This is a genomic window from Pseudomonas sp. BF-R-30 (assembly GCF_019956175.1).
GTDB lineage: Bacteria > Pseudomonadota > Gammaproteobacteria > Pseudomonadales > Pseudomonadaceae > Aquipseudomonas > Aquipseudomonas jessenii.
In genome coordinates this window covers 310,980-336,794 of sequence record NZ_JAHBDE010000022.1, presented here as the reverse complement: position 1 = coordinate 336,794, position 25,815 = coordinate 310,980, and the positions used below count along the sequence as shown (strand labels likewise).

At 59.2% G+C, this 25,815-nt stretch carries 22 protein-coding genes; 13 read left to right on the top strand and 9 right to left on the bottom strand.

Going from position 1 to position 25,815, the window contains the following annotated elements; genetic code table 11:
* The coding region (locus tag KGB20_RS14290) for an ammonium transporter (protein ID WP_223532620.1) at nt 1-1,025 on the bottom strand (1,025 nt) is incomplete at its 3' end.
* Nucleotides 1,026-1,353: 328 nt separating this feature from the next.
* On the opposite strand from KGB20_RS14290, the gene KGB20_RS14285 reads away from it, so the two are divergent.
* From KGB20_RS14285 to KGB20_RS14250, 8 genes are all read left to right on the top strand, one after another.
* On the top strand, nt 1,354-1,668 hold the full coding sequence (locus KGB20_RS14285; RefSeq protein WP_057713836.1) for a YqjD family protein: 315 nt from the start codon (nt 1,354-1,356) through the stop codon (nt 1,666-1,668).
* A gap of 1 nt (nt 1,669) precedes the next feature.
* Nucleotides 1,670-2,059, top strand: coding sequence for a phage holin family protein (locus KGB20_RS14280; RefSeq protein ID WP_057713835.1), 390 nt, complete (start codon nt 1,670-1,672; stop codon nt 2,057-2,059).
* Entirely contained in the window at nt 2,056-2,400 is a 345-nt protein-coding gene (locus KGB20_RS14275; RefSeq protein WP_057713834.1) for a hypothetical protein, read from the top strand. The genes KGB20_RS14280 and KGB20_RS14275 overlap by 4 nt, the downstream gene beginning before the upstream one ends.
* Before the next feature lie 216 nt (nt 2,401-2,616).
* Nucleotides 2,617-3,945 carry a deoxyguanosinetriphosphate triphosphohydrolase gene (locus KGB20_RS14270; RefSeq protein WP_223532618.1) on the top strand — a complete coding sequence of 443 codons (1,329 nt, stop codon included), beginning with the start codon at nt 2,617-2,619 and terminating at the stop codon, nt 3,943-3,945.
* A 178-nt stretch (nt 3,946-4,123) separates the two neighbouring features.
* Nucleotides 4,124-4,516, top strand: coding sequence for a response regulator (locus KGB20_RS14265; protein ID WP_150812301.1), 393 nt, complete (start codon nt 4,124-4,126; stop codon nt 4,514-4,516).
* A 245-nt stretch (nt 4,517-4,761) separates the two neighbouring features.
* Nucleotides 4,762-5,388: a response regulator transcription factor gene (locus KGB20_RS14260; RefSeq protein WP_057713831.1), complete on the top strand. Its 627-nt coding sequence runs from the start codon at nt 4,762-4,764 to the stop codon at nt 5,386-5,388.
* An 8-nt stretch (nt 5,389-5,396) separates the two neighbouring features.
* Complete coding sequence (locus KGB20_RS14255) at nt 5,397-9,038, top strand: transporter substrate-binding domain-containing protein (protein WP_223532616.1); 3,642 nt, start codon at nt 5,397-5,399, stop codon at nt 9,036-9,038.
* A gap of 49 nt (nt 9,039-9,087) precedes the next feature.
* Complete coding sequence (locus KGB20_RS14250) at nt 9,088-12,033, top strand: HD domain-containing phosphohydrolase (RefSeq protein WP_223532614.1); 2,946 nt, start codon at nt 9,088-9,090, stop codon at nt 12,031-12,033.
* Here the strand turns inward: KGB20_RS14250 and KGB20_RS14245 are convergent, their stop codons facing one another.
* On the bottom strand, nt 12,034-12,516 hold the full coding sequence (locus KGB20_RS14245; RefSeq protein ID WP_223532612.1) for a GAF domain-containing protein: 483 nt from the start codon (nt 12,514-12,516) through the stop codon (nt 12,034-12,036).
* Complete coding sequence (locus tag KGB20_RS14240) at nt 12,513-13,403, bottom strand: ATP-binding protein (protein ID WP_057713827.1); 891 nt, start codon at nt 13,401-13,403, stop codon at nt 12,513-12,515. Before KGB20_RS14240 ends, KGB20_RS14245 begins: the two co-directional genes overlap by 4 nt.
* 123 nt (nt 13,404-13,526) lie before the next feature.
* Between KGB20_RS14240 and KGB20_RS14235 the strand changes: the two genes are divergently transcribed.
* On the top strand, nt 13,527-15,890 hold the full coding sequence (locus KGB20_RS14235; protein WP_150812297.1) for a response regulator: 2,364 nt from the start codon (nt 13,527-13,529) through the stop codon (nt 15,888-15,890).
* Here KGB20_RS14235 and KGB20_RS14230 read toward each other — a convergent pair.
* The 3 genes from KGB20_RS14230 to msrB all read right to left on the bottom strand — a co-directional run bounded on the left by KGB20_RS14230 (nt 15,874) and on the right by msrB (nt 17,408).
* Nucleotides 15,874-16,335, bottom strand: coding sequence for a MarR family winged helix-turn-helix transcriptional regulator (locus KGB20_RS14230; protein ID WP_218543352.1), 462 nt, complete (start codon nt 16,333-16,335; stop codon nt 15,874-15,876). The genes KGB20_RS14235 and KGB20_RS14230 overlap by 17 nt on opposite strands.
* The gene (locus KGB20_RS14225; RefSeq protein WP_056727098.1) at nt 16,332-16,817 is read right to left on the bottom strand and encodes a glutathione peroxidase; all 486 of its coding nucleotides are present in this window, start codon (nt 16,815-16,817) and stop codon (nt 16,332-16,334) included. The genes KGB20_RS14230 and KGB20_RS14225 overlap by 4 nt, the downstream gene beginning before the upstream one ends.
* A gap of 195 nt (nt 16,818-17,012) precedes the next feature.
* Nucleotides 17,013-17,408: a peptide-methionine (R)-S-oxide reductase MsrB gene (msrB, locus tag KGB20_RS14220; RefSeq protein ID WP_223532610.1), complete on the bottom strand. Its 396-nt coding sequence runs from the start codon at nt 17,406-17,408 to the stop codon at nt 17,013-17,015.
* A gap of 226 nt (nt 17,409-17,634) precedes the next feature.
* Here msrB and KGB20_RS14215 point away from each other — a divergent pair, with 226 nt between their 5' ends.
* Nucleotides 17,635-18,846, top strand: a complete 1,212-nt coding sequence (locus tag KGB20_RS14215) for a pyridoxal phosphate-dependent aminotransferase (protein ID WP_223532608.1) — start codon at nt 17,635-17,637, stop codon at nt 18,844-18,846.
* A gap of 316 nt (nt 18,847-19,162) precedes the next feature.
* Nucleotides 19,163-20,053 carry a protease HtpX gene (htpX, locus tag KGB20_RS14210; protein ID WP_007973520.1) on the top strand — a complete coding sequence of 297 codons (891 nt, stop codon included), beginning with the start codon at nt 19,163-19,165 and terminating at the stop codon, nt 20,051-20,053.
* Between the two features lie 180 nt (nt 20,054-20,233).
* Here the strand turns inward: htpX and KGB20_RS14205 are convergent, their stop codons facing one another.
* A complete protein-coding gene (locus tag KGB20_RS14205) occupies nt 20,234-20,890 on the bottom strand; it encodes a thiopurine S-methyltransferase (RefSeq protein WP_223532624.1) in 657 nt (218 codons plus the stop codon).
* 102 nt (nt 20,891-20,992) lie between these two features.
* On the opposite strand from KGB20_RS14205, the gene KGB20_RS14200 reads away from it, so the two are divergent.
* Nucleotides 20,993-21,760: a DODA-type extradiol aromatic ring-opening family dioxygenase gene (locus tag KGB20_RS14200; protein ID WP_223532607.1), complete on the top strand. Its 768-nt coding sequence runs from the start codon at nt 20,993-20,995 to the stop codon at nt 21,758-21,760.
* A 169-nt stretch (nt 21,761-21,929) separates the two neighbouring features.
* Here the strand turns inward: KGB20_RS14200 and KGB20_RS14195 are convergent, their stop codons facing one another.
* Nucleotides 21,930-23,603, bottom strand: coding sequence for a DEAD/DEAH box helicase (locus KGB20_RS14195; protein WP_007973525.1), 1,674 nt, complete (start codon nt 23,601-23,603; stop codon nt 21,930-21,932).
* A gap of 422 nt (nt 23,604-24,025) precedes the next feature.
* Between KGB20_RS14195 and KGB20_RS14190 the strand changes: the two genes are divergently transcribed.
* Nucleotides 24,026-24,817: a crotonase/enoyl-CoA hydratase family protein gene (locus KGB20_RS14190; RefSeq protein WP_223532605.1), complete on the top strand. Its 792-nt coding sequence runs from the start codon at nt 24,026-24,028 to the stop codon at nt 24,815-24,817.
* 106 nt (nt 24,818-24,923) lie between these two features.
* Here the strand turns inward: KGB20_RS14190 and KGB20_RS14185 are convergent, their stop codons facing one another.
* Nucleotides 24,924-25,679, bottom strand: a complete 756-nt coding sequence (locus KGB20_RS14185) for a spermidine synthase (protein WP_223532603.1) — start codon at nt 25,677-25,679, stop codon at nt 24,924-24,926.
* Nucleotides 25,680-25,815: the final 136 nt, after the last annotated feature.

Here is a 25,815-nt window from a genome sequence, read left to right as displayed (position 1 = left end):
AACCCGCCCAAAGCGGTCTGGCCGAAAATGCCGCAGGCGATGCCGCCCCACACGCCGCACAAACCATGCAACGGCCACACACCCAACACATCGTCGATGTGCCATTTGCCTTGGGCCGCGGTAAAGCACCAGACAAACAGCGCCCCCGCGATGGCACCGGTGACCAGCGCCCCCACAGGATGCATCAGGTCGGAACCGGCACAGATTGCCACGAGCCCCGCCAACGGGCCGTTGTGCAGAAAGCCGGGGTCATTGCGCCCGACAATCAGCGCCGCCACCGTACCGCCAACCATGGCCATCAACGAATTCACCGCCACCAGTCCGCTGACACCTTGCAGGGTTTGCGCGCTCATGACGTTGAAACCGAACCAGCCAACAATCAGGATCCACGAGCCCAGTGCCAGAAACGGGATGCTCGATGGCGCGAACGCGACCAGCCGACCGTCGCGATAGCGGCCATTACGCGGTCCGAGCAACAACACCGCCGCCAGTGCCAGCCAACCGCCCATGGCATGCACCACCACCGATCCTGCGAAGTCATGGAAACCGGCACCAAAGCGCTCCAGCAACCAGGCTTGCAGACCCAGGTTGCCGTTCCAGACAATGCCTTCGAAGAACGGATAGATGAACGCGACGATCAACGCGGTTGCACACAACTGGGGAACAAACCGGGCGCGCTCGGCGATGCCTCCGGAAATGATCGCCGGGATCGCCGCGGCAAAGGTCAGCAGGAAGAAAAACTTCACCAGGCCATAACCATGGTCGGCATTGAGCACCGCCGCTGGTTGCATGAACGTCACGCCATAGGAAATCCAATAGCCTATAAAGAAGTAGGCCAGTGTCGAAACGGCGAAGTCGCTGAGGATTTTCGACAACGCATTGACCTGGTTTTTCTGTCGCACGGTTCCGACTTCGAGAAAGGCGAAACCGGCGTGCATGGCCAGAACCATGACCGCACCGATCAGAATGAACAGCGTGTTGGAGCTATGGACCAGGGTGTCCACAGCGCTTTGCAGGTTTTCCATGGGATGGGCAGACCTTATGGCAGAAAAAAGCACCAAAGCAGTTCGCGATGACTGGCCATGCACCAAGTTGCAGCTTCAAGACATCAGCGCACTGATCTCGTTGAACCACTTTGGCGCACGGACGCCGTCCAGGAAAAACGCGCCCCGGACGTTTACGCGAGTTTTTGATTGTTGGTCCTACGGTTTTACTGAAATCATGCCCGGCAATAGCGCAATGGTGCGGACCGGCGCACCACGACTCAGCAAAAGTTGTACCAGTCATTTGTACTGAACCTTCGCCGAAGGCTCATACTCGAACGCATCAGAAAGCCACTTAAGGAGATCCACCATGGCCCGCCCCCAGGCAAAGACTGCTCAAGAAATCCTGATGAACGACTTTCAGACACTGGTCAGTGACACCGAACGCTTGCTGGAGCACACCGCGACCCTGGCCGGCGATCAGGCCGACGAGTTGCGCGAGCAGATCCACGAAAGTCTCTTGCGTGCCCGTGAAACCCTGAAGCTGACCGAAGACTCCCTGCGCGAACGCGGCAAGGCTGCTGTCACCGCCACGGAAGACTATGTACAGGCCAACCCTTGGCAATCTGTGGGGATCGCGGCCGGCGTGGGTTTCCTGATCGGCCTGCTGGCCAGCCGGCGCTGATATGTCGATCGGCGAATCCGGCCCGTCCGTGACGGGAACCAGCTCCTCATCGCGGCGCCTGGGTGCTGCCTTCCTTGGTTTGCTGCACAGCCATGTCGAGCTGTTCGGCATCGAACTACAGGAGCAAAAAGCCCGCACCGTCAGCCTGTTGCTGTTTGCGGGCCTGGCGCTGGTGTTTGCGTTGCTGCTGTTGGTGGGGCTGTCGACGCTGGTGCTTATCGTGTTCTGGGACACGTATCGCCTGACCGCCATCATCGGGCTCTGTGTGTTCTACTCCCTCGCCGCCATATTCTGTGGAATGCGCTTGAGAGCGGCGATATTCGATGAGTCCTCGCCCTTCCATGGCACCCTGGAAGAGCTGGCCAACGATCGGGAGCGCCTGCTGCCATGAACCTGCCTGAATTGCCACAAAACAGCTCACGCACGGAAATGCGCAAGGCCCTGATCCGCCTGCGCATGGAAATGCACCGCCAGGAAATCCGCCACGAATCCTCGCAACTGCTGCAGCCCTTGCAACGGGTGCGCGGGATGACGCAAAACCTGCAGGACGGCTTCGGCATCAAGCACGCTCCACTCTGGGGCGTGGCCGCCGTCACCTTGCTGGGTTTTCTGACCGGCAAGGGTGCGAAAAACGGGGGTGGCCTCAGCAGTCTGACCCGGCTGATCCGCCTCGGCACCACACTGGGGCCGCTGATCAAACTGATCATGCAGGGCTCTTCGCGCAAAGACTGAACAGTTTCTTTCTGGCTGCACGCTTGCAAATTCGACGGGATGCGCTCCTCTATCGAGGGGTGCAATCCTGTGCGCCTACCCGGTCAACAGGCACCCTCCAGAAAATGATCTTGCAAGGAGGCCTCGATATCAACGCCGCCGGGTTGTAGTTCCGCTTGCAGGTCATGGCGCGAAACGGGAAGCTAGGCCATCAGACACCTGACGGAGTGACCCGCCTTGGATTGGCATACCCTGCTTACCCGCGAACGCCTCGGAAAACCTTTGCACAGCCCGGAAGAACTCGGCCGCAGCCCTTTTCACAAAGACCACGACCGCATCATTTTCTCGGGAGCTTTCCGCCGTCTCGGGCGCAAGACCCAGGTCCATCCGGTGTCCAGCAACGATCACATTCATACGCGCCTGACCCACTCGCTGGAAGTCAGTTGTGTGGGTCGCTCACTGGGCATGCGCGTCGGCGAAACCATCCGCAGGACCCTGCCCGAATGGTGCGAACCCAGCGACCTGGGGATGGTGGTGCAATCGGCCTGCCTGGCACACGACATCGGCAACCCGCCGTTCGGCCATTCCGGTGAAGACGCGATCCGCCATTGGTTCCAGCAAGCCGCCGGCCGTGGCTGGCTGGATGCAATGAGTGAAGCCGAGCGCAATGACTTCCTGAATTTCGAAGGCAATGCCCAAGGCTTTCGGGTACTCACCCAACTTGAGTATCACCAGTTCGACGGCGGCACCCGCCTGACCTATGCAACGCTGGGCACGTACCTGAAGTATCCATGGACGGCCAGGCACGCCGACTCGCTGGGCTACAAGAAACACAAGTTCGGCTGTTATCAGAGCGAGCTGCCGCTGCTGGAGCAGATCGCCCATAAACTCGGCCTGCCACAACTGGAGGAGCAACGCTGGGCGCGGCACCCGCTGGTGTACCTGATGGAGGCCGCCGACGACATCTGTTATGCGCTGATCGACCTGGAAGACGGCCTGGAAATGGAGTTACTGGAATACGCCGAAGTCGAATCCCTGCTGTTGGGCCTGGTGGGCGATGACTTGCCGGAGACCTATCGCCAGCTCGGTCCCGACGATTCGCGCCGACGCAAACTGGCTATCCTGCGCGGTAAAGCCATCGAGCACTTGACCAATGCTGCGGCCCGCGCCTTCGTCGAGCAACAGGATGCGCTGCTGGCCGGTATTCTGCCCGGCGATCTGGTGGAACACATGCACGGTCCCGCCAAGCGTTGCGTGCTCAATGCCAAGGACATGGCCCGCAAGAAAATCTTCCAGGACAAGCGCAAGACCCTGCACGAGATCGGTGCCTATACCACGCTGGAAATCCTGCTCAACGCCTTTTGCGGTGCCGCGCTGGAGCAGCACAATGGGCGTACGCCGTCGTTCAAGAGCCGCCGCATCCTTGACCTGCTGGGCAACAATGCACCCGATCCTCACGGCCCGTTGCACACTTCGTTTTTGCGCATGATTGATTTCATCGCCGGAATGACCGACAGCTATGCCAGTGACATGGCGTTGGAAATGACCGGCCGCGCCAGCCACTGAGGTGTGTCGATTGATCAGCCATTACGGCATTCGTTATGGCTGATACCCCCTTCAGCATCCAACTGCACTCAAGTTTCGTCGAATCGCCCTACAGCACATGGCGAGCAAACTGATCGCTTGCCCGGTACTCTCGCGAAACAATCGCCCTCCCTTCTGTTCGACAGATGAAGTGCGCGCCATGGCCGAAGACGATCTACGCATCCTCGTGGTGGAAGACCATCCCTTCCAACTGATAGCCACTCAATGCCTGCTGGAAAGTTATGGCTTCACCCGGCTGACGACCACCGACAGCGCCAAAGGCGCCCTGCAGCAACTGCTCGGGGCCGACCAACCGTTCGACATCCTTTTATGCGATCAATGCCTGCCCGACCTGACGGGACTCGATCTGGTCCGGTTCGCCAGCCAGCGAGGGTTGATCAGGCAGGCGATCATTCTCAGTAGCCTGACGACATCTGAACTGGATGAGCTTGAAAAAACGGCCTCTGAACAGGGGCTGCCATTACTGGGTTACTTGATAAAACCACTGAAACAATCTGAATTTAGAGACTTGTTGACCTCAGCACCACTATAGAAAAAAACATATAAAAACTGACAAACATACATTGAAAAGCTTACAAACAACTTCCATTTAAAGCACACCCACATGCTGGACTTCTTTCAGCCGTCCTAATAAGAAACCTAGTTAATACGTAGTCCCATTCTTTTTCATCTGTAGGATTTTTCCTATATTGCTGCTACAGACTGGTCAGTTCATGCGTCCCTTCAAGTATCTGAGCTATGGTGCGCGCTTTATTTGAGCTCGCATGGGACTTGATTATGAACTCCGTTTTTATTGTCGACGATCACCCGGTTATCCGCCTTGCCGTTCGAATGTTACTGGAACATGAAGGTTACAAAGTCGTCGGCGAAACTGACAATGGGGTCGATGCCATGCAGATGGTTCGCGAATGCATGCCGGACCTGGTTATTCTCGACATCAGCATTCCAAAACTGGATGGCCTGGAAGTGCTATCCCGATTCAATGCAATGAGCACCCCTCTTAAAACCCTGGTACTGACAGCACAATGCCCGACACTTTTCGGTATTCGTTGCATGCAATCGGGTGCATCGGGCTATGTCTGCAAACAAGAGGACATCAGTGAACTGGTCAGCGCCATAAAAGCGGTATTTGCAGGTTACAACTATTTTCCGAGCGAGGCCTTGAACCCCATCCGCGGAGATGAAACACGCTGCATGGAACTGGAACTGTTCAAATCCGTAAACGACCGGGAACTGATGGTCTTGCAACTTTTTGCCCAAGGCCGCACAAACAAGGAAATCGCCAAGGGCATGTTTCTGAGCAACAAGACCGTGAGCACCTACAAAAAGCGCCTCATGCAGAAACTCAAAGCCAAATCCCTGGTTGAACTGATCGAGATGGCAAAACGTAACGCACTCGTGTGAGAACCTGGATGCCCAGACGTTTGAAGGTCTATCTGATTCAATTGACCGCAGGTCTATGCGTGAGCACCTCGTTGTTCGGGGCACCGGGCAATGAAAACTACACGCTGCTCAGTCGCTCGAAGGTCGGAGCGCTGGAGGTTCGGCTGGATGAATCCCAGCGACAATGGATAAAACAAAAAAACCAACTGACGCTCGGTACGTCGGCCCCGGACTATCCTCCATTCGACCTGACCACCAGTGGTCAGGACTATGAAGGTTTTACGGCCGATTACGCCGGTCTCCTGGAAAAAGCAACCGGTCTGCCCGTCACGGTTCAGCGTTTCGATTCCCGAGGGGCCGCGATCACTGCGCTGGAAAATGGCGAAGTCGATCTGCTCGGCACCGCCAATGGATTCGAAGCTGGCAACGCCGACATTGCACTGTCCATACCCTATGCCGTCGACCAACCCGTATTGGTCACCCGCGAAGGGGAAACACGATCCCTCACCAATGGCCTGGCCGGATTGCGCCTGAGCATGGTGTATCACTACTTGCCGCTGGCGGAAGTCAAGGCGTTGTATCCGAAGGCGATCATCACGTCTTATCCGTCCTACCAGAATGCGATCAATGCCGTTGCTTTCGATCAGGCGGACGTGTTCCTCGGTGACACCATTTCAACTCACTACATGATCAACAAGGGGTACCTGAACAACATCCGCATGGCCAACTTCGGCAAACATGAAGCCTTTGGTTTCAGCTTCGCCGTCAACCGGAACAACCCTGAGCTGCTCGGCATCATCAACGCGATGATCACGGCCATCCCCTCCAGTGAACGAGAAAACATCGCCAAACGCTGGAGCGCCGGTAGCGACATTCTGCTGACCGATCAAAAGCTGCAACTCACTGACCGCGAAGAACGCTGGCTGAGCCACCACCCGATTGTGCGCGTTGTCGTCAACGAAGCCTTTGCGCCACTGACATTTTTCGATAGCAATGGCAATTTTCGCGGGGTCACCGCAGATTTGCTTGAGCTTATCAGGCTGCGTACCGGCTTGCGCTTCGATATCCGGAGCAGTCGAAGCGATGACGAGATGATCAAACAGATCAAGGACAACAAGGTAGATGTGATCGCCGCCTTGCTCCCCAGTGCCGAACGTCAAACCCAGCTGAACTTTACCCGCCCCTTTCTGGAAAATTCCTACGTCCTGCTGACCCGCAAAGCCGCCGACAGCTCGACCAACCTCGCGCAGCTACAGGACAAGCGCCTGGCCATTGCCCGCGGCAATCCAATCATTGATTACCTGCGCAGAGAGTTTCCCCGAATCAATTTGATCGAAACCCCGGACACCTTCAGCGCCGTGGAGTTACTCGCCGAAGGCCAGGCAGAGGGCGCGGTGAACTCACTGGTCATTGCCAATTACTTTATTTCCTCGCGGCTGTTCGAGCACACATTGCAAATCAGCACCACCATCGGCACCGAGCAGGCAGCGTTTTCCCTTGCCACCGCTCGGGGCGCCAAAGAGCTGAACGCCATTCTCGACAAGGCATTGCTGAGCATCTCGCCGGAAGAACTGGGCATCATCAACAGTCGCTGGCGCGGCTATTCGGCGTCCTCGCAAAGCACCTGGCGCAACTATCAAAGACTGTTCTACCAAATCGTCATCGGTGCCGGCGTGCTATTGCTGATTTCCATTGCGTGGAACGACTACATGCGACGCCAGATCAAGCAGCGAAAGGCCGCCGAGCGTGCGCTGAACGACCAGTTCGAGTTCATGCGATCGCTGGTCAATGGCACGCCCCATCCGATCTACGTACGTGATCGCCAGGGGCTGCTGCAAAGTTGCAACGACAGTTACCTGCAAGCGTTCTGCGCCCGGCGTGAAGATGTCATTGGCAAAAGCGTCATGCAGGGATCGATGAGCAATGTGTTCGAAGCCCGGGAGTACCAGGCCGACTACCAGCGCGTGGTGGCCGAGGGCAGACCGTTGATCGTCGATCGCGAGCTGCACATAGGTGGCCGGCGACTGACGATCTATCACTGGATTCTTCCCTATCGGGATTCCAGCGCAAAAGTGCAAGGCATTATCGGTGGCTGGATCGACATCAGCGAACGGCGGCAACTGCTCGATGATCTGCGTTGCGCGAAAGAACGCGCCGATAACGCCAACCGGGCCAAAAGCACGTTTCTGGCCACGATGAGCCATGAGATCCGCACGCCGATGAATGCAATCATCGGCATGCTTGAACTGACACTCAAGCGTCTTGATCATCAGCACCCGGAGCGTCCGGCCATCGATGTCGCGTACAACTCGGCGAATGGGTTGCTGGAATTGATCGGCGACATTCTCGACATCGCCAGAATCGAATCAGGACGCTTGAGCCTGACTCCGGAGCGGGTTGATCCGAGTGAACTTGTGACCTCGGTCGTGCGGATTTTCGAAGGTCTGGCCCGACAGAAGGAACTCGAGCTGCTGCTGGAGTTTTCATCGGCGAACCCGACCTTCGATGTGTTGCTGGACCCATTGCGCTTCAAACAGGTGCTGTCCAACCTGATCAGCAATGCCATCAAGTTTACCGAGCAAGGCCAGGTCCGGGTCATTGTCGACCTGCACCCGGCAACGCAACCTGAGCATGTGCAGATGCGGGTGCAGGTTCACGACAGTGGTATCGGGATCAGCGAACAGGATCAACAACGCCTGTTCGAACCCTTCGCTCAGGCCGACCACGCCATGCAATCGGCCAGAGGAGGCGCAGGGCTGGGGCTGGTGATCAGTCGCAATCTCTGCGAGATGATGGGCGGCAGCCTGCAATTGCGCAGCGAGCCGGGCATCGGTACCCAAGTGGAGGTGTTGCTGCAGCTGGAAACGTTGCCGCTGCAACAGTCGGCCCGTGCGGTCGAAACCCAAGTCGTCGTCGCCACAACCCCATTGAATGTTCTGGTAGTCGACGATCACTCGGCCAATCGATTGCTCACGTGCCAGCAACTGGAGTTTCTTGGGCATCGATTTACCGTCGCGGCCGATGGACAGGAGGGATTGGAGGCATGGAAGGACCAGCCTTTTGATCTGGTGATCGCCGATTGCAACATGCCGGTCATGAACGGTTATGAGCTTGCCCGTGCCATTCGCCAGCATGAGCGACAACTCCATCGTCCTCCCTGCACCGTTCTCGGTTTTACCGCCAACGCCCAACCGGAAGAAATACAACGCTGCAAACAGGCCGGAATGGACGACTGCCTGTTCAAACCCCTCAGCCTCGGAGCCTTGAGTCAATGGGTGCAAGGCATTGAACCAACCCATGTAGCCCCGGCGTTCAGCCTTCACGGGTTGAAACTGCTGACCGGGGGCAACCCGATATTGAACCGACGATTGCTGAACGAGTTGGTGAACAGCAACCGCCAGGATCTGCCAACGCTGCTGTCGCTATCCAGCTCTGGGGATACGCAAGCGCTGCAGGACATTGCCCACAAAATCAAAGGCGCAGCCCGGATAGTACAAGCCTCCCGCCTGATCGACCGCTGCGAGGCACTCGAAGCCGCCTGCCATGAGGATTCCGATCGCGAAAAAGTGGCCGGATGCTGCAAATCCATGGAGCGCACCATGCTCGAACTGGAGGACGCGTTGCTACGTCAGATCGAGCATTACGACGAAGGCAAACTGCCAGAGCCTTAACTATGCTTGGTCCCTCAGCGGTGTGTTGACCATCATGGAGAAACCCGCAATGCCTGACCCACTGCGCACGGATCCACGCCGGTTTCCGCTGCATGTCCATATCAGCGTGATGTTCACCTTTTTGCTGTTGCTGACCGGGGCGGTGCTGGGGCTTTTCAACTACCGGCAAACCACACAGATCATCTTGTCCAGCAGCGAAAAACTCTTCAACCGCATTGAGCAGGATGTCCGCCTGGACCTGCACGCGACCTATGACCCCATTCGTCATCTGTTGAGCCTGCTGGCACTCAATCCGGCGGGCCAGTCCCCTGATCTGGAACAGCGCCTGGCACTGCTCGAACCGTTCAGCCAGTCACTCGAGGACAACCCCAACCTGGCTTCACTGTACCTGGGCTACGACAATGGTGACTTTTTCATGGTCCGCCCGCTACGCACCCCGGAGGTCAAAGCCCTGGTCGAGGCTCCGGATACGGCGGTTTTCCAAGTCTGGAGCATCGAGCACGACAGCAGCGGCCAGGCCCACTCCCAGTCGTTGTTTTTCGACCGGAACCTGGCACTTGTCAGCCGCCAGGACAACCTGAACGACACGTACGACCCACGCAACCGCGCCTGGTTTACCAGCGCCCGCGGCGACAACGACCAGATCACGACCGAACCCTATATCTTCTTTTCCACCCACAACATCGGCACGACGCTGGCACGACGCAGCGGCGACAAGGCAATCCTGGCCGCCGACCTGACTCTGGCCGAACTCAGCGCGACCCTGGCCAAGCACGTCGTGACCCCCAGTACCGAAATCGTGCTGTTCGATGCCGAAGGCAATGCCATTGCCTACCCCGACAGCCGCAAGCTGATCATCGATGATCAGACGTCCCGCCTGGTCAAGGCGGCGGACCTGAGCCCCGGCCTGGACGCGTTGCTCAACAGTCCCCCTCAGGGCAGTCGCCTGAACGCCAACGGCCGGCAGTGGATCGTGGCCCGCAGCAGCATGCAGGAAGGCGGCCCCCAAGGCCTGCAAATGGCACTGCTGGTACCGGAAGACGAGTTGCTCGTCGACGCTTACCGGATGCGCTGGCAGGGTGCGCTCATTACCCTGGCAACCTTGCTGTTATGCGTGCCGCTGGGTTGGCTGACATCAAGAATCCTGGTCAAACCCTTGCGCGCCCTGGTGCAGGAGGCCGATGCGATTCGCAGTTTCGATTTCAATTTTCCGCTTTCCCGTCGCTCGCCGGTGCTCGAAGTCGACCAGTTGAGTGTGTCGATGGCACGAATGAAAGACACCCTGGCGAGCTTCTTCCAGATCACTGACAGCCTCAGCGCCGAAACCCGTTTCGCCCCGCTGCTGGAACGGGTGTTGTTTGAAACCGTGAAAATCGGCCAGGCCCAGGCCGGCCTGATCTATCTGCGCGAAGGTGATGGCCAGCACATGGAACCCCACGGACTGGTGATCAATAACACCGCCGAAAACCTGCAAGACTTCGACATCCGCGGACACTCGCTCGAGACCCCGCAAAGCCCCCCATGGCTGCACCAGCTGGCCAATGTCGACAATGTCGTCAGCAACCTGGGGTTCGAGCAGGCGGGTGATCTGCAGAAAATCCTGCTCGCGCTGGAAAGTCCTCGGGTCCATCTGATCGGGATCCGCCTGCACAATCGCCACAACGAAACCGTGGGTCTGCTGGTGTTGCTCTTAGCCGACAGCGGCGAGCAGAGCGATCTGGACAAGCTGCGGCCGGACCGCATTGCGTTTCTCCAGGCGGTGTCCGGCGCGGCTGCCGTGTGCATCGAAAGCCAGCGCCTGCAAACCCGGCAAAAACAGCTGCTGGACGCCTTCATTCAACTGCTGGCCGGCGCCATCGACGCCAAAAGCCCCTACACCGGCGGCCATTGCCAGCGCGTGCCGGAACTGACCCTGATGCTCGCCCAAGCGGCGGCAGCGAGCCAGGAGCCCGCCTTCAGCGCCTATCAGCCGACCGAAGATGAATGGGAGGCACTGCACATCGCCGCCTGGCTGCACGATTGCGGCAAGGTCACCACCCCGGAATATGTCGTCGACAAAGCCACGAAGCTGGAAACCCTGACCGATCGTATCCACGAAATCCGTACCCGCTTCGAGGTACTCAAGTGCGATGCCTGGATCAGCTACTGGCGGGGCATTGCCCTGGGCGGTGATGAGCAACCGTTGGCGGAACTGCGCAATGCCAGCCTGGCCGGGCTCGATGACGATTTCGCCTTCGTTGCCCGCTGCAACCTCGGCGGCGAAGCCATGGCCGACGCTGACCTGCAACGCCTGCGCCGCCTGGCTGAACGAACCTGGACCCGGACCCTGGATGACCGGCTGGGCGTGTCTTGGGAAGAAAACCGGCGTCAGGCCCGAACGCCCGCCCCCAACCTGCCCGTCAGCGAACCGTTACTGGCGGACAAACCCGAGCACCTGTTCGAACGCAGCGAAAACGAAGTGATACCGCAAGACAATCCCCTGGGCTTCAAGCTCGACGTTCCACCCCACAAATACAACCGGGGCGAGTTGTACAACCTGAGCATTGTCCGGGGCACCCTGACGAGCGAGGAGCGGTATGTCATCAATAACCACATCGTTCAGACGATACTGATGCTCAACCATCTGCCGTTCCCCGAGCACTTGCGCAGCGTCGCGGAAATAGCCGGCGGGCACCACGAAAAAATGGACGGCACCGGGTATCCGAAACGCTTGAAGCGAAAAGAAATGAGCCTGCCGGCGCGGATGATGGCGATTGCCGATATTTTCGAAGCGTTGACGGCCGCCGACCGCCCCTACAAAAAAGCCAAGACCTTGAGCGAGGCGCTGGGCATCATGGCGTTCATGTGCCGTGATGCCCACATCGACCCGGAGCTGTTCGGGCTGTTCATCAAGGCACAGATCTATTTGCAGTACGCCAGGCGCTTCCTCGACCCCGGGCAGATCGATGCGGTGGACGCGTCGGGCCTGCTGACCAAGGCCGGCCTGGCGTCTTGATCAGCAGTCGGTCAGGCGCAGGAAAATCGCCGCCAGCTGTTCGATTCCAGCCTGGTCCTGCGCGGTGAAGCGCGCGAGTTTCGGACTGTCGAGGTCGAGCACACCGATCAATCGGCCGTCCTTGACCAACGGCACCACCAGTTCGCTGTTCGAGGCGCTGTCGCAGGCAATGTGACCGGGAAACGCGTGCACATCTTCGACTCGTTGAGTCTGCAGGGTGGCTGCCGCCGCCCCGCAAACGCCACGACCGAACGGAATCCGCACGCAAGCGATCTGCCCCTGAAACGGGCCCAGCACCAGTTCTTCATTACGGTTGAGGTAGAAACCGGCCCAGTTCAAATCATCGAGTTGATTGAACAGAAACGCCGAGAACTGTGCGGCATTGGCGATGAAATCCCGCTCGTCCGCCAGCAATGATTCCAGCTGCGCGTGTAGCATGCCGTAGCCTTCGAGGCCCTGGCCGCTCTTATGTAAATCGATCATGCCTTGTGCTCCAACAGTTTCAGCCCGACCCAGTAACGGGCAAATTGATAGGCACAACGCCCATTGCGGTTGCCTCGGCCGGTGGCCCAGCGTACCGCCAGAATGTCCAGCTCTTCGGTGCGCTGCCACGCCAGTCCGGCCTTGCCGGCCAACTGGCCGATCCAGTGCTCGACGACGTCGAGGAAGTGTTCCTGGGTAAACGGATAGAACGACAGCCACAGGCCGAAGCGGTCCGACAGTGCGATCTTGTCTTCCACCGCCTCGCTCGGATGCAGTTCGCCGTCGACCCGTTTCCAGTTTTCGTTGTCACTTTCCTTTTCCGGCACCAGGTGGCGACGGTTGGACGTGGCGTACAACAAAACGTTGTCCGGCGCCTGTTCCAGCGAGCCATCAAGGACGCTCTTGAGCACTCGGTAATCCCCCTCGCCCGACTCGAACGAGAGATCATCGCAAAACAGCACGAAACGCTGGGGCAGTTTGCCGATCTGTTCGACCACCCGCGGCAGGTCTGCCAGGTGATCACGTTCAATCTCGATCAAGCGCAAACCGGCGTGAGCGTGTTCGGCCAACAAGGCGCGCACCAGCGACGACTTGCCGGTGCCGCGCGAGCCCCAGAGCAAGGCATGGTTGGCCGGCATGCCGTCAAGGAACTGCCGGGTATTGCGCCCAAGCTGCTCGACTTGCCGGTCGACGCCGATCAGGTCCGACAAACGCATGTCGAGGCTGACCTCCAGCGGCATCAGATAACCGCCGCGCGACTCACGCTGCCAGCGCGCGGCCAGGCATTGCGTCCAGTCGATGGCTGGCCGTGGCGCTGGCAGCAACGGCTCGATACGGGCCAGAACGGCATCGGCGCGTTCAAGAAAAGCATTCAATCGGGAATCCACGACTTCTCCTCGGGCACGTTCACAGTAATGATGGTGATACAGCGACGAAACACAGCGTCACACAAGCGGCTACCCCCGCGGTACAGCCCTCGCGAGAACATCAGCAGGCAGGCATGATCGACTATGCTTGAGCAGCGAAAGGAAACGGAAGTGGTTCACCCCCCCATGGACATCAAATTCACCAACCGGCTGTCATTCAAGCAAGCCCGGCTTACCGTGCTGGTCGGTTTCATTCTGGGCACGCTGCTCAGCCTGCTGCAAATAGGCATCGATTATGCCAGTGAAGACGCCTCCATCAATCGTGAAATCCTTTCATTGCTGGAAATCAGCCACAACCCGGCCTCGCGAATCGCCTACAACATCGACGCCGAACTCGCCAAGGAACTGACCCTGGGCCTGCTGCGCTCGCCAGCGATCATTAGCGCAAAACTGATCGACAACAACGGCACCGTGCTGGCCAATGTCAAGCGACCCGGTGTGGAAAACGGTTACAGGATGCTCAGTGACTTCCTGTTCGGCGCCAACCGACAGTTCGAAGACCGGCTTTACCTGGATAATTTACCCAACGAATCCCTGGGTACGCTGCGCCTGAAAGTCGATACTTACGCCTTCGGCAACCGGTTCCTGCGCCGGGCCGAAGTGACCCTGCTCAATGGCTTCGCCCGCAGCCTGCTGCTGTCCGGCATCCTGTTGGCGCTGTTCTATGTGATGCTGACCAAACCCCTGGTGCGGGTCATCCGTGAACTCAGCGGTCGCGACCCGAGCAGCACCGAGCCGACCTCGCTGGAGTGTCCCGCCGGGCACGTCAACGATGAGATCGGCGTGTTGGTCAAGGTTGCCAACCAGCAATTCAGGAACATCGCCACCGAAATCCAGCAGCGGCGCAATGCGGAAAACCGCCTGACCGAGTATCTTGGCCAACTGGAAAACATCGTCTCGGCCCGCACTGCCGAACTCAAGGCGATCAACGACCGGCTGAGCCAATCCAACGAGGAACTGGAAGTCGCCCGCAGTACCGCCCTCGATATGGCCGAAGCCCGCTCGGTGTTCCTGGCCAACATGAGCCATGAAATCCGCACGCCCCTAAATGGCTTGCTCGGGATGATCGCGCTATCCCTCGACGGACCGCTCAATGCCGAACAACAGCAGCAACTGTCGATCGCCCATGACTCGGGCAAAGTGCTGGTGGAATTGCTCAACGATATTCTCGATTTGTCGAAGTTCGATGCCGGCCAACTCGAACTCGAACACATCCCCTTCGACCTGGGTTCGCTGATCGAAGACACCGCCAACCTGTTGTCGCAGAACGCCGCCCCCAGCGTCGAACTGACCTGCCTGATCGATCCGCATTTCCCGGCACTGGTGCTCGGCGATCCGACCCGGGTGCGGCAGATCGTCAGTAACCTGCTGTCCAACGCCCTGAAGTTCACCCGTTTCGGGCGGGTCGACGTGCGCCTGTCGACGTTCGGCGACGGCGTCAGGATCGAAGTCTGCGACACCGGCATCGGCATCCCTCAGGAGGCCCAGGTCAAGATCCTCCAGCCTTTCACCCAGGCCGGTGCCGGTATTACCCGTCAATTTGGCGGCACCGGGCTGGGCCTGGCCCTGACCTATAACCTTTGCGAAGCCATGCAGGGGCGTCTGACCATCAGCTCCGAGGCAGGTTTTGGCAGCCAGTTCTGCGCGGAGTTGCCATTGCCCAGCCATACCCGTGCAATGCCAGCTGTTTTACTCAGGGGCAAAGTCATTGCCATCACGGCCGCCAGCAGCGGACTGGGGGAACTGTTGAACAGCCTGTTGCCTGTCTGGGGGCTGGACTATGAACGGCGGTCCATGGATGACCCATTGCTTGGCCTGGCAGCCGACGTGCTCATCACCGACTGCCCCGAATGCCTGTTCAGTTTGCGCCCCACCCTCAGCGCGCCGATCCTGCTGATCACCGCGTATGGCAACTTCATGCCCAGCGAAGAGGTCAACGCACTCGCCCCCTTGCAACAGCAGGCCCGCCCTTTGGCCCGCAGTATGCTACTTCAAACGTTGCGCAGGATCCTGCAACCGCAAACCCATCCGGTCAACGAGGCTCGACTCGACACACAATGCCCGCAACGCCGCGGGCGCGTGCTGTTAGTGGAGGACAACCCGGTCAACCAGTTGGTGGCCAAGGGCATGCTCGGCAAACTCGGTTGCGAGGTCACCACCGCCGCTCATGGTGGCGAGGCACTGGATCAACTCGAGCAACGGGATTTCGACCTGGTGCTGATGGACTGCAACATGCCGGTAATGGACGGCTATGAAGCCAGCCGGCAAATCCGCCGCAGCGGACGCTGGCCCCAACTGCCCATCGTTGCCCTGACGGCCAACGCCATGTCGGAGGAGCGTGAACGCTGTCGTGCCGCGGGCATGAGCGACTACCTGGCCAAACCCTTCCGGCGCGAAGAACTGGCCGCCTTGCTGGACCTGTGGATCCCCGCTATGACAGCGCCTTGATCTGCCCCAACAGGTGATCGAGGCCATCGCGCAATTCGTTGAGACGATTCAGATCGACCCCGCTGTCGCACAACAGGCGCGCCTTGAGTGGCCCGACCTGGTCGCGCAAGGCCGTGCCGGCTGGCGACAGGCTCAGGTGCACTTCACGTTCATCGCGCGCCGAACGCTGACGCTGCACCAGTTGCAGTTGTTCCAGGCGCTTGAGCAAAGGTGTCAGCGTGCCGGAATCCAGAGCCAAACGCTCGCCCAATGCCTTGACGGTCGGTTGCTCCGGGGTCGCTTCCTGCCACTCCCATAAAACCAGCATCGCCAGGTACTGAGGGTAAGTCAGGCCCAACTGATCGAGCATTGGCTTGTAGCCGCGAATTACCGCGCGGGATGCCGCGTACAGCTTGAAGCACAACTGGCTGTCGAGCTTCAGGGAATCGACTGACAAGGTGTTCATTTGAGCAGGGCTTCGATCTCGCGGGTCAGGTCCTGCGGCTTGGTCGCCGGAGCGAAGCGCTTGACCAATTGCCCGTCCTTGCCGATCAGGAACTTGGTGAAGTTCCACTTGATGCCCTGGGAACCCAGCACCCCCGGTGCGCGCTTTTTCAATTGCACGAACAGCGGATGGGCATCGGCACCATTGACGTCGATCTTTTTGAACAGCGGGAAGCTGACACCGAAGTTCAGCTCGCAGAACTCGGAGATCGCCCCTTCATTGCCCGGCTCTTGCTTGCCGAACTGGTTGCAGGGAAAGCCGAGCACCACCAGGCCCTGGTCCTTGTAGGTCTGCCACAGCTCTTCCAGGCCTTTGTACTGCGGAGTGAAACCGCACTTGCTGGCCGTGTTGACCACCAACACGGCTTTGCCGGCGAAATCCGCCAGGGTCTTTTGCTCACCCTTGATCGTGGTGCAAGGAATGCTCAGCAGGTTGTCGCTCATGTTTGAGGTTCCGATTGAATGGAAGAGATAACAAAATAGCGAGCAATTGAATTGTGTGCAATTTAAATTATCGAACGCCAATCCACTGTAGGAGCGAGCTTGCTCGCAATGGACCAGAGAACAACTCGGGGCACCAGGCTTCCCGCGTTATCGTTGACGACCATCGCGAGCAGGCTCGCTCCTACAGGGCTCGCATTACTCGCGCGGCACCAGGTCCAGGCACACCGAATTGATGCAGTAACGCAGGCCCGTCGGCGGCGGACCATCAGGGAATACATGCCCCAGGTGCGCGTCGCATTTGGCGCAGACCACTTCGGTGCGGATCATGCCGTGGCTGACATCACGGATTTCGGTCATGGCGCTGTCGCCGATCGGCGCGTAGAAGCTCGGCCAGCCGCAACCCGAGTCGAACTTGGTTTTGGAGTCGAACAGCGGCTCGTTACAGCAGATGCAGTGGTAGATACCGTCGGTCTTGGTGGCGTTGTACTTGCCGGAAAACGGTCGTTCGGTGCCTTTGAGGCGGCACACGTTGTACTGCTCCGGGTCGAGCATCGCCTTCCATTCTTCCAGGGTTTTTTCCAACTTTTCCATCATCACACCTCAGCGGCTGAAAAAGCCCGATCTGTACCTTTTCCACGGATCGGGCGGCACGTATGATTGCGCCTCGTCAAACGCCAGTCTGGCAGCCAGACCACGCGCATTCAAACGGAAATATGGGTGCTGCATCTCAAGGCGTCAGGCCTGTGTGAATACGCAGGATTCCCAGCACGGTTGCCCAAACGCCGTCTGGATCGTTCATTTTCGGGAACACATCGCCATGCAGGTCAGCAAATCGAACAAGCTCGCCAACGTCTGCTACGACATTCGCGGCCCGGTGCTCAAGCACGCCAAGCGCCTGGAAGAGGAAGGCCATCGCATCCTCAAGCTGAACATCGGCAACCCGGCGCCCTTTGGTTTCGAAGCACCGGATGAAATCCTCCAGGACGTAATCCGCAACCTGCCGACCGCCCAGGGCTACAGCGATTCCAAGGGCCTGTTCAGTGCGCGCAAGGCCGTCATGCAGTACTACCAGCAAAAGCAGGTGGAAGGCGTCGGCATTGAAGACATCTACCTGGGCAACGGCGTTTCCGAACTGATCGTGATGTCGATGCAGGCCCTGCTCAACAACGGCGACGAAGTGCTGGTGCCAGCGCCGGACTATCCGTTGTGGACCGCAGCGGTGAGCCTATCGGGCGGTAACCCGGTGCATTACCTGTGCGACGAGCAAGCCAACTGGTGGCCAGACCTGGCCGACATCAGGGCCAAGATCACCCCGAACACCAAGGCCCTGGTGATCATCAACCCGAACAACCCGACCGGCGCGGTGTACTCCAAAGAAGTCCTGCTGGGCATGCTGGAACTGGCTCGCCAGCACAATCTGGTGGTGTTCTCCGACGAGATCTACGACAAGATCCTCTACGATGACGCCGTGCACATCTGCACCGCCTCCCTGGCGCCGGACCTGCTCTGCCTGACCTTCAACGGCCTGTCCAAGTCCTATCGCGTGGCCGGTTTCCGTTCCGGCTGGATCGCCATCTCCGGCCCGAAACACCACGCCCAGAGCTACATCGAAGGCATCGACATGCTGGCCAACATGCGCCTGTGTGCCAACGTGCCGAGCCAGCATGCGATCCAGACCGCCCTAGGTGGCTATCAGAGCATCAATGACCTGGTGCTGCCCCAGGGCCGCCTGCTGGAGCAACGCAACCGCACCTGGGAGTTGCTCAACGACATTCCGGGCGTGAGCTGCGTCAAGCCGATGGGGGCGCTGTATGCATTCCCGCGGATCGACCCCAAGGTCTGCCCGATCCATAACGACGAAAAGTTCGTCCTCGACCTGCTGCTCTCCGAGAAGCTGCTGGTGGTTCAAGGCACCGCTTTCAACTGGCCATGGCCGGACCACTTCCGCGTCGTGACCCTGCCCCGTGTCGATGACCTGGAGATGGCCATCGGACGCATTGGCGGCTTCCTCAAGTCCTACCGCCAGTAAGCGATCTGTCACCGTGCGACGTTCCCGAACGTCGCACGGTGATTCATCCGGCAACATTTGTTTGCATTGCGCCACTGACAGTCGCCTTGACCGCTGGCGGATCGCGCCTTGCCTGCTCGCGCCTAACAAAGGCGGGGCCTTCGACATGAATTGACTGACAAACACTTCCCGCATACTTGTCGGAAATGCCCTGCAAGCAGCTAGACTGTTGCCGTAGGACACAGTTTGAAATAGTCACCCGGTTGAATACCCCGGTGCAGCACCTTATATACCCCGCAGTACGCCACATCTTTAGCATGAGGAGATTTCTACAACCATGATGCGCATCCTGCTGTTCTTGGCCACTAACCTGGCGGTCGTGCTGATTGCCAGCATCACCCTGAGCCTTTTCGGCTTCAACGGGTTCATGGCGGCCAATGGGGTTGACCTTAACCTCAATCAGCTGCTGATCTTCTGTGCGGTCTTTGGTTTCGCAGGTTCGCTGTTCTCGCTGTTCATCTCCAAGTGGATGGCGAAGATGAGCACCAGCACCCAGATCATCACCCAGCCACGCACCCGTCACGAGCAATGGCTGCTGCAAACCGTCGAGCAACTGTCTCGCGAAGCCGGGATCAAAATGCCCGAAGTCGGTATCTTCCCGGCCTACGAGGCGAACGCCTTCGCCACCGGCTGGAACAAGAACGACGCATTGGTCGCGGTCAGCCAGGGATTGCTCGAGCGCTTCTCGCCGGATGAAGTGAAAGCCGTCCTGGCCCACGAAATCGGTCACGTGGCCAATGGCGACATGGTCACCCTGGCGTTGATCCAGGGCGTGGTGAACACCTTCGTGATGTTCTTCGCACGGATCATCGGCAATTTCGTCGACAAGGTGATCTTCAAGAACGAAGAAGGCCAGGGTATTGCCTACTACGTGGCGACCATCTTCGCCGAACTGGTTCTGGGCATCCTGGCCAGCGCCATCGTCATGTGGTTCTCGCGCAAGCGTGAATTCCGTGCCGACGAAGCCGGTGCAAACCTGGCCGGCACCGCCGCGATGATTGGCGCCCTGCAACGCCTGCGGGCGGAACAAGGGCTGCCGGTGCACATGCCCGACACCCTGAACGCCTTCGGCATCAACGGTGGCATCAAGCAAGGGTTCGCTCGCATGTTCATGAGCCACCCGCCGCTGGAAGAGCGCATCGACGCTCTGGCTCGTCGTCGGGGCTAATACACTCCACAGCAAAGCAAAAGGCCCGCAGCGATGCGGGCCTTTTTTGTCTGCAGATTGCCGCGGCGCTCATTCTGGCCCCATCGCGAGCAGGCTCGCTCCTACAGGTGATTTGTGTACGATGCAGACCCCTTGTAGGAGCGAGCCTGCTCGCGATGAGGCCAGAACTGTCGCTACAAATTACCGCGTGGAAACCCGATAAACCCGCTCCTCAAGCCGCGTGAGACCCGCCTCCAGGAATTTCCCGCTCTCGCTCAACACATCCTGATCTTCCAGGATCTTCAGCGCCCATGAGTCCCCGAACAACCGCCGCACCTCATCATCGAGCACAGCAAACGGAGGGCCGGGCATTTGCGCCTGGTCATAGTCCAGGGTAATCACCAGGCCGTGGGACTCCTTCGGCAATATCCGCTTCAAATGGGCGGCGTAGCGCTCTCGCATTTCCGCCGGCAGCGCGATCAACGCCGCGCGATCATAAAGCGCGGAGCAGTCGGCCACATCGCCTGCCGTCAGCTCGAAGAAATCGCCGCACCACAGTTCAATGGAACCTGCCCGATAAACCTTGAACGGCCCCTGCTCGCTGATGGCAGGATCAAAGCCATGTTCGCTGAAAAACTCCTCGACGGCTTTTTCCGACAGTTCGACTCCCAAGACCTCATGGCCTTGATGGGCGAGCCATAGCAAATCCAGGCTTTTTCCACATAACGGCACCAACACGCGTGCGCCTTCTTCAAGGCTTAACGCTGGCCAGAACCGCTTCAGATGAGGGTTCACCTGCGGCAGATGAAAGCCAATCTGGTTCGCCGCCCATTTCTTGTGCCAAAACTCCGGCTGCATAAATAACCCCGAAAATTCGATCAAAACACTCTAAAACTTATATTAGATTTAGATTAATGATCTGACTGAAGATGTTGCATCTTAACTCTCAGGAGCTCATTCATGTTCCCCAGCCTGTACATATCCCACGGCTCCCCCATGCTCGCCCTGGAACCCGGCGCCAGCGGGCCGGCACTTGCCCGCCTGGCCGCCGAGATACCGAAGCCCAAGGCCATCGTGATTGTTTCCGCGCACTGGGAAAGCAATGAGCTGCTGGTCAGCGGCAATCCACAACCGGAAACCTGGCATGACTTCGGTGGCTTTCCCAAAGCCCTGTTCGAAGTCCAGTACCCGGCTCCCGGCGACCCACGACTCGCCGCCGAGGTTGCCGAATTATTGAAAACCGCTGGCTTTGCTGCACGTATCGACAGCAATCGGCCTTTCGACCATGGCGTCTGGGTGCCTTTATCGCTGATGTATCCGCTGGCAGACATCCCGATTGTCCAGGTCTCATTGCCCACCCGTGGCGGTCCCGCCCTGCAGACCCGTGTTGGCCACGCGCTGGCCAGCCTGCGCGAGCATGGCGTCCTGCTGATCGGCTCCGGCAGCATCACTCACAACCTGCGGGAACTGGACTGGCATGCCGGCCCCGAGAGCGTTGAGCCCTGGGCCCTGGGGTTTCGCGACTGGATGATCGACAAACTCGCAGCGAACGACGAAGCCGCGCTGCACGACTATCGTGTGCAGGCACCAAACGCTGTACGCAATCATCCGAGTGATGAGCACTTGTTGCCGCTGTACTTTGCCCGCGCCGCTGGCGGGCAGTTCAGCGTCGCTCACCAAGGGTTCACCATGGGTGCGCTGGGCATGGATATTTACCGCTTCGGCTGACAGACAGACCGCGTCGCCCCCATCGCGAGCAGGCTCGCTCCCACATTTGATCTGCGGCACCTGTGGGAGCGAGCCTGCTCGCGAATGCCGCACCGCCGATTGAAAGGCAAAAAAAATCCCCGAACCAGTCGGGGATTTTTTATGTTCGATCAATCAGCCCGAGAGCGGATCAATCTTCGCGGTAGCGACGCAGCTTCAACTGCTTACCGGCAACGCGAGTGTCCTTCAGCTTGGTCAGCAACTTCTCCAGACCATCTTCCGGCAGCTCGACGAGGCTGAAGCTGTCACGCACCTGGATGCGACCGATCGCTTCACGCGCCAGGCCACCTTCGTTGAGGATGGCGCCCAGCAGGTTCTTGGCAGCGATACCGTCACGCGCGCCCAGCGCGGTACGGCAACGTGCACGACCTTCGCCCAGTGGCATCGGAGCGCGACGCTCGCGGTCACCACGCTCAGGACGATCACCGGAACGCTCTGGACGATCGCCACGCGGTGCATTGTTCGGCACCAGTGGACGCTCTTTCTCGATAGCGGCCAGGTTCAGCGCTTGACCGTTGGTAGCCTTGCGCAGCAGGGCTGCGGCCAGGGCACGCGGGCTGCAACCGATGTCGGCGGTCAGGCGATCGAGCAGATCACCGTGGGTCGATTCGGCTTCAGCCACCAGCGGCGACAGGCTGTTGGTCAGCTTCTTGATGCGCGCATCCAGAACGGCTTGAGCGTCCGGCAGGCGAACTTCAGCAACCTTTTGACCGGTTACACGCTCGATCACTTGCAGCATGCGGCGCTCACGCGGAGTCACCAGCAGCAGTGCACGACCTTCGCGACCGGCACGGCCGGTACGGCCGATACGGTGAACGTAGGACTCTGGATCGTACGGCATGTCAACGTTGAACACGTGAGTGATGCGCGGAACGTCCAGGCCACGAGCGGCAACGTCGGTCGCCACAACGATGTCCAGACGGCCATCCTTGAGGGAGTCGATCACGCGCTCACGCTGGTTCTGGGCGATGTCACCGTTCAGCGCAGCGGCTTTGTAGCCTTTGGCTTCCAGGGCACTGGCCAGGTCCAGGGTCGCTTGCTTGGTGCGCACGAACATGATCAGGGCGTCGAAATCTTCCACTTCCAGCAAGCTGAGAACGGCCGAAGTCTTCTGGTCAGCGTGAACCAGCAGGTGAGCCTGCTCGATCGCGGTAACGGTCTGGGTCTTGCTCTGAATCTTGACGTGCTTCGGATCGCGCAGGTGGCGTTCGGCGATGGCACGGATCGATTGAGGCAAGGTGGCCGAGAACAGTACGGTCTGACGGGTTTCCGGCATGGCCTTGAAGATGACTTCCAGGTCGTCCATGAAGCCCAGCTTGAGCATTTCGTCGGCTTCGTCGAGAACCAGGTGGTTCACGGTCGCCAGTACTTTTTCGTCACGACGCAGGTGGTCGCACAGACGGCCCGGAGTGGCGACAACGATTTGTGCGCCATTACGGATTGCTTTCAGTTGTGGGCCCATCGGCGCGCCGCCGTAGACAGCCACAACAGTCACGCCCGGCATTTGCTTGGCGTAGGTTTCGAAAGCGGTTGCAACTTGTAGCGCCAACTCACGAGTTGGGGCCAGGATCAGAGCTTGCGGCTCGCGCTTGGACGGATCAATGCGGTGCAGAATTGGCAGGGCAAAGGCAGCGGTTTTACCGGTACCGGTTTGCGCCTGACCAATCATATCGTGACCGGCGAGAATGATCGGGATCGACTGCTGCTGAATGGCCGAAGGCTCTTCATAGCCGGTAGCGACTACTGCAGCGACAATATTTGGATGAAGTTCAAGAGCGGCGAAGCCGCCGATTTCCTGGGTCATGGGTCTGCCTCTAAGTGCATCCGCAAAGACCCATGCTCCAAAGCTGCACATGCCGTGTTGAGACTCAAGAGTCGCCCTGGCAGCTTTGTCGGCGGGGATTTGCGAAAACGAATGAATGAAAAGAATCGTCAAGGAAGAGTCCGCTGGGCGGACGTGCAGCCGAAGCTGGCTTCGGGGAATTGCGCTACCTAAACGCGGCCCGGTTAAAGGCCGGCGCGCACTATACCGGAATTCGCCCAAAAAGGGAGCTTTTTTTATCGGAGTTCCACCGGATACGCCGTTGTGTAACAGGCTTTGCGAATAATCGATCAGCCGTCTATTTTTCAAAGGCCCGGCCTTGCGGGTGATGGCGCTAAAACGGTTCACCCTTTGCCGTGCAGACCGTCGGTCTGGCACGCCTTTCCCACCCCGAGGACCACTCCATGAATCAGCCCAGCTCCAGTCGAGTCAGCCGCGAACGGCATGGTCATGTGTTCCTGATCGGTCTGGATCGGGTGGCCAAGCGCAATGCCTTTGATCTCGACCTGCTCAACGCGTTGAGCCTGGCCTATGGCGAGTTCGAAGCCGACAGCGAGGCGCGGGTGGCGGTAGTGTTCGCTCATGGCGAACACTTCACCGCGGGGCTCGACCTGGTCAATGCCAGCGTCACACTGACAGATGGCTGGCAGGTTCCACCCGGCGGCTGTGATCCGTGGGCGGTGTTCGCAGGTCCCAGGGTCAGCAAACCGGTAATCGTCGCCGCCCAGGGTTACTGCCTGACCATCGGCATCGAGTTGATGCTGGCCGCCGACATCAACCTGTGCGCCAGCAACACCCGGTTCGCGCAAATGGAAGTACAACGCGGAATCTTCCCGTTCGGCGGTGCGACCCTGCGCCTGCATCAAGTGGCCGGCTGGGGCAATGCCATGCGCTGGTTGTTGACCGGTGATGAATTCGACGCCCGTGATGCCTTGCACCTGGGTCTGGTGCAGGAGGTCATGGCCAGTGAGGACTTGCTGCCCCGGGCGATTGAACTGGCCGAACGGATCGCCCGTCAGGCACCGCTTGGGGTGCAGGCGACGCTGATGTCTGCGCGACAGGCCCGGTATGAAGGGGAAACCGCGGCGGCACAGGCGTTGCCGCAGCTGGTCAAGAAGTTGATGGCTAGCGAGGACGTCAAGGAAGGTGTGCGGTCGATGGTGGAGCGGCGGCCGGGCGTGTTCAAAGGGCTTTAGCCTTGTATTGCCAGTACGAAAGCTATCGCGAGCAAGCTCGCTCCCACAGGGGATCGCGGTCAAATGTGGGAGCGAGCCTGCTCGCGATGGGGCCATCACTGACAACTCAGGTAGCCGGGCGAATCGCCTTGATCAACGAATCCAGCGAGTACCCCAACCGCGGCGCCAGCGCTTCGGCGCGGGCGATCAGGCCGTCCATGTCCAGATCCTGGTCCAGCTCCGACGGCACGATCAGAATCACGTTGCCCTCCTTCACCGGCAGCTCCCAGTAATGTCGGTGATACAAACCGCGCAACAAGGCGGCACCCAGGGGTTTGCCATCGTCGGTCGCCCACTGATTGATGACCAGCCAGCCACCCGGATTCAATCGCTTCTGGCAGTTTTCCAGAAAGCTCCAGGCCAGATGACCGACACCCGGACCGACATCGGTATAAAGGTCGACGAAAATCAGGTCGGCCGACTCAGCGGTGTCCAGCAGTTCCAGCGCATCGCCAACGCGGATGTACAGGCGCGGATCGTCATCCAGCCCCAGATATTCAATAGCCAGGCGCGGTACGTCCGGGCGTAGTTCGATGGCTTCGACATCTTCCAGCGGCAGGAACTTGAGGCAGGCCTGGGTCAGTGTCCCGGCGCCGAGGCCGAGAAACAGCGCACTTTCCGGTTGCTGGTGGCACAGCGCACCGATCAGCATCGCCCGGGTGTAGTCGTACTCGAGCCAGCTCGGATCGGCCGTGAACACGCAGCTTTGCTCGATGGCATCACCGAATTCGAGAAAACGGTAATCGGCCACTTCCAGCACACGAATCACGCCGAACTCGTCCTGTACCTCGGCGAGCAGATGCTCGACGCGCTCCTCAGTCATTTCATCTCCTGATCGTCACCGGGGCCGGCAACGCAATAACACCGCGTGTAGAGAGCGGCAAAGGCGAGATTGTCGGCGAAGCGACAGGAACAGGTCACGCACTAATTTGCTGATAACATGGACGTCCGAGCGAAAA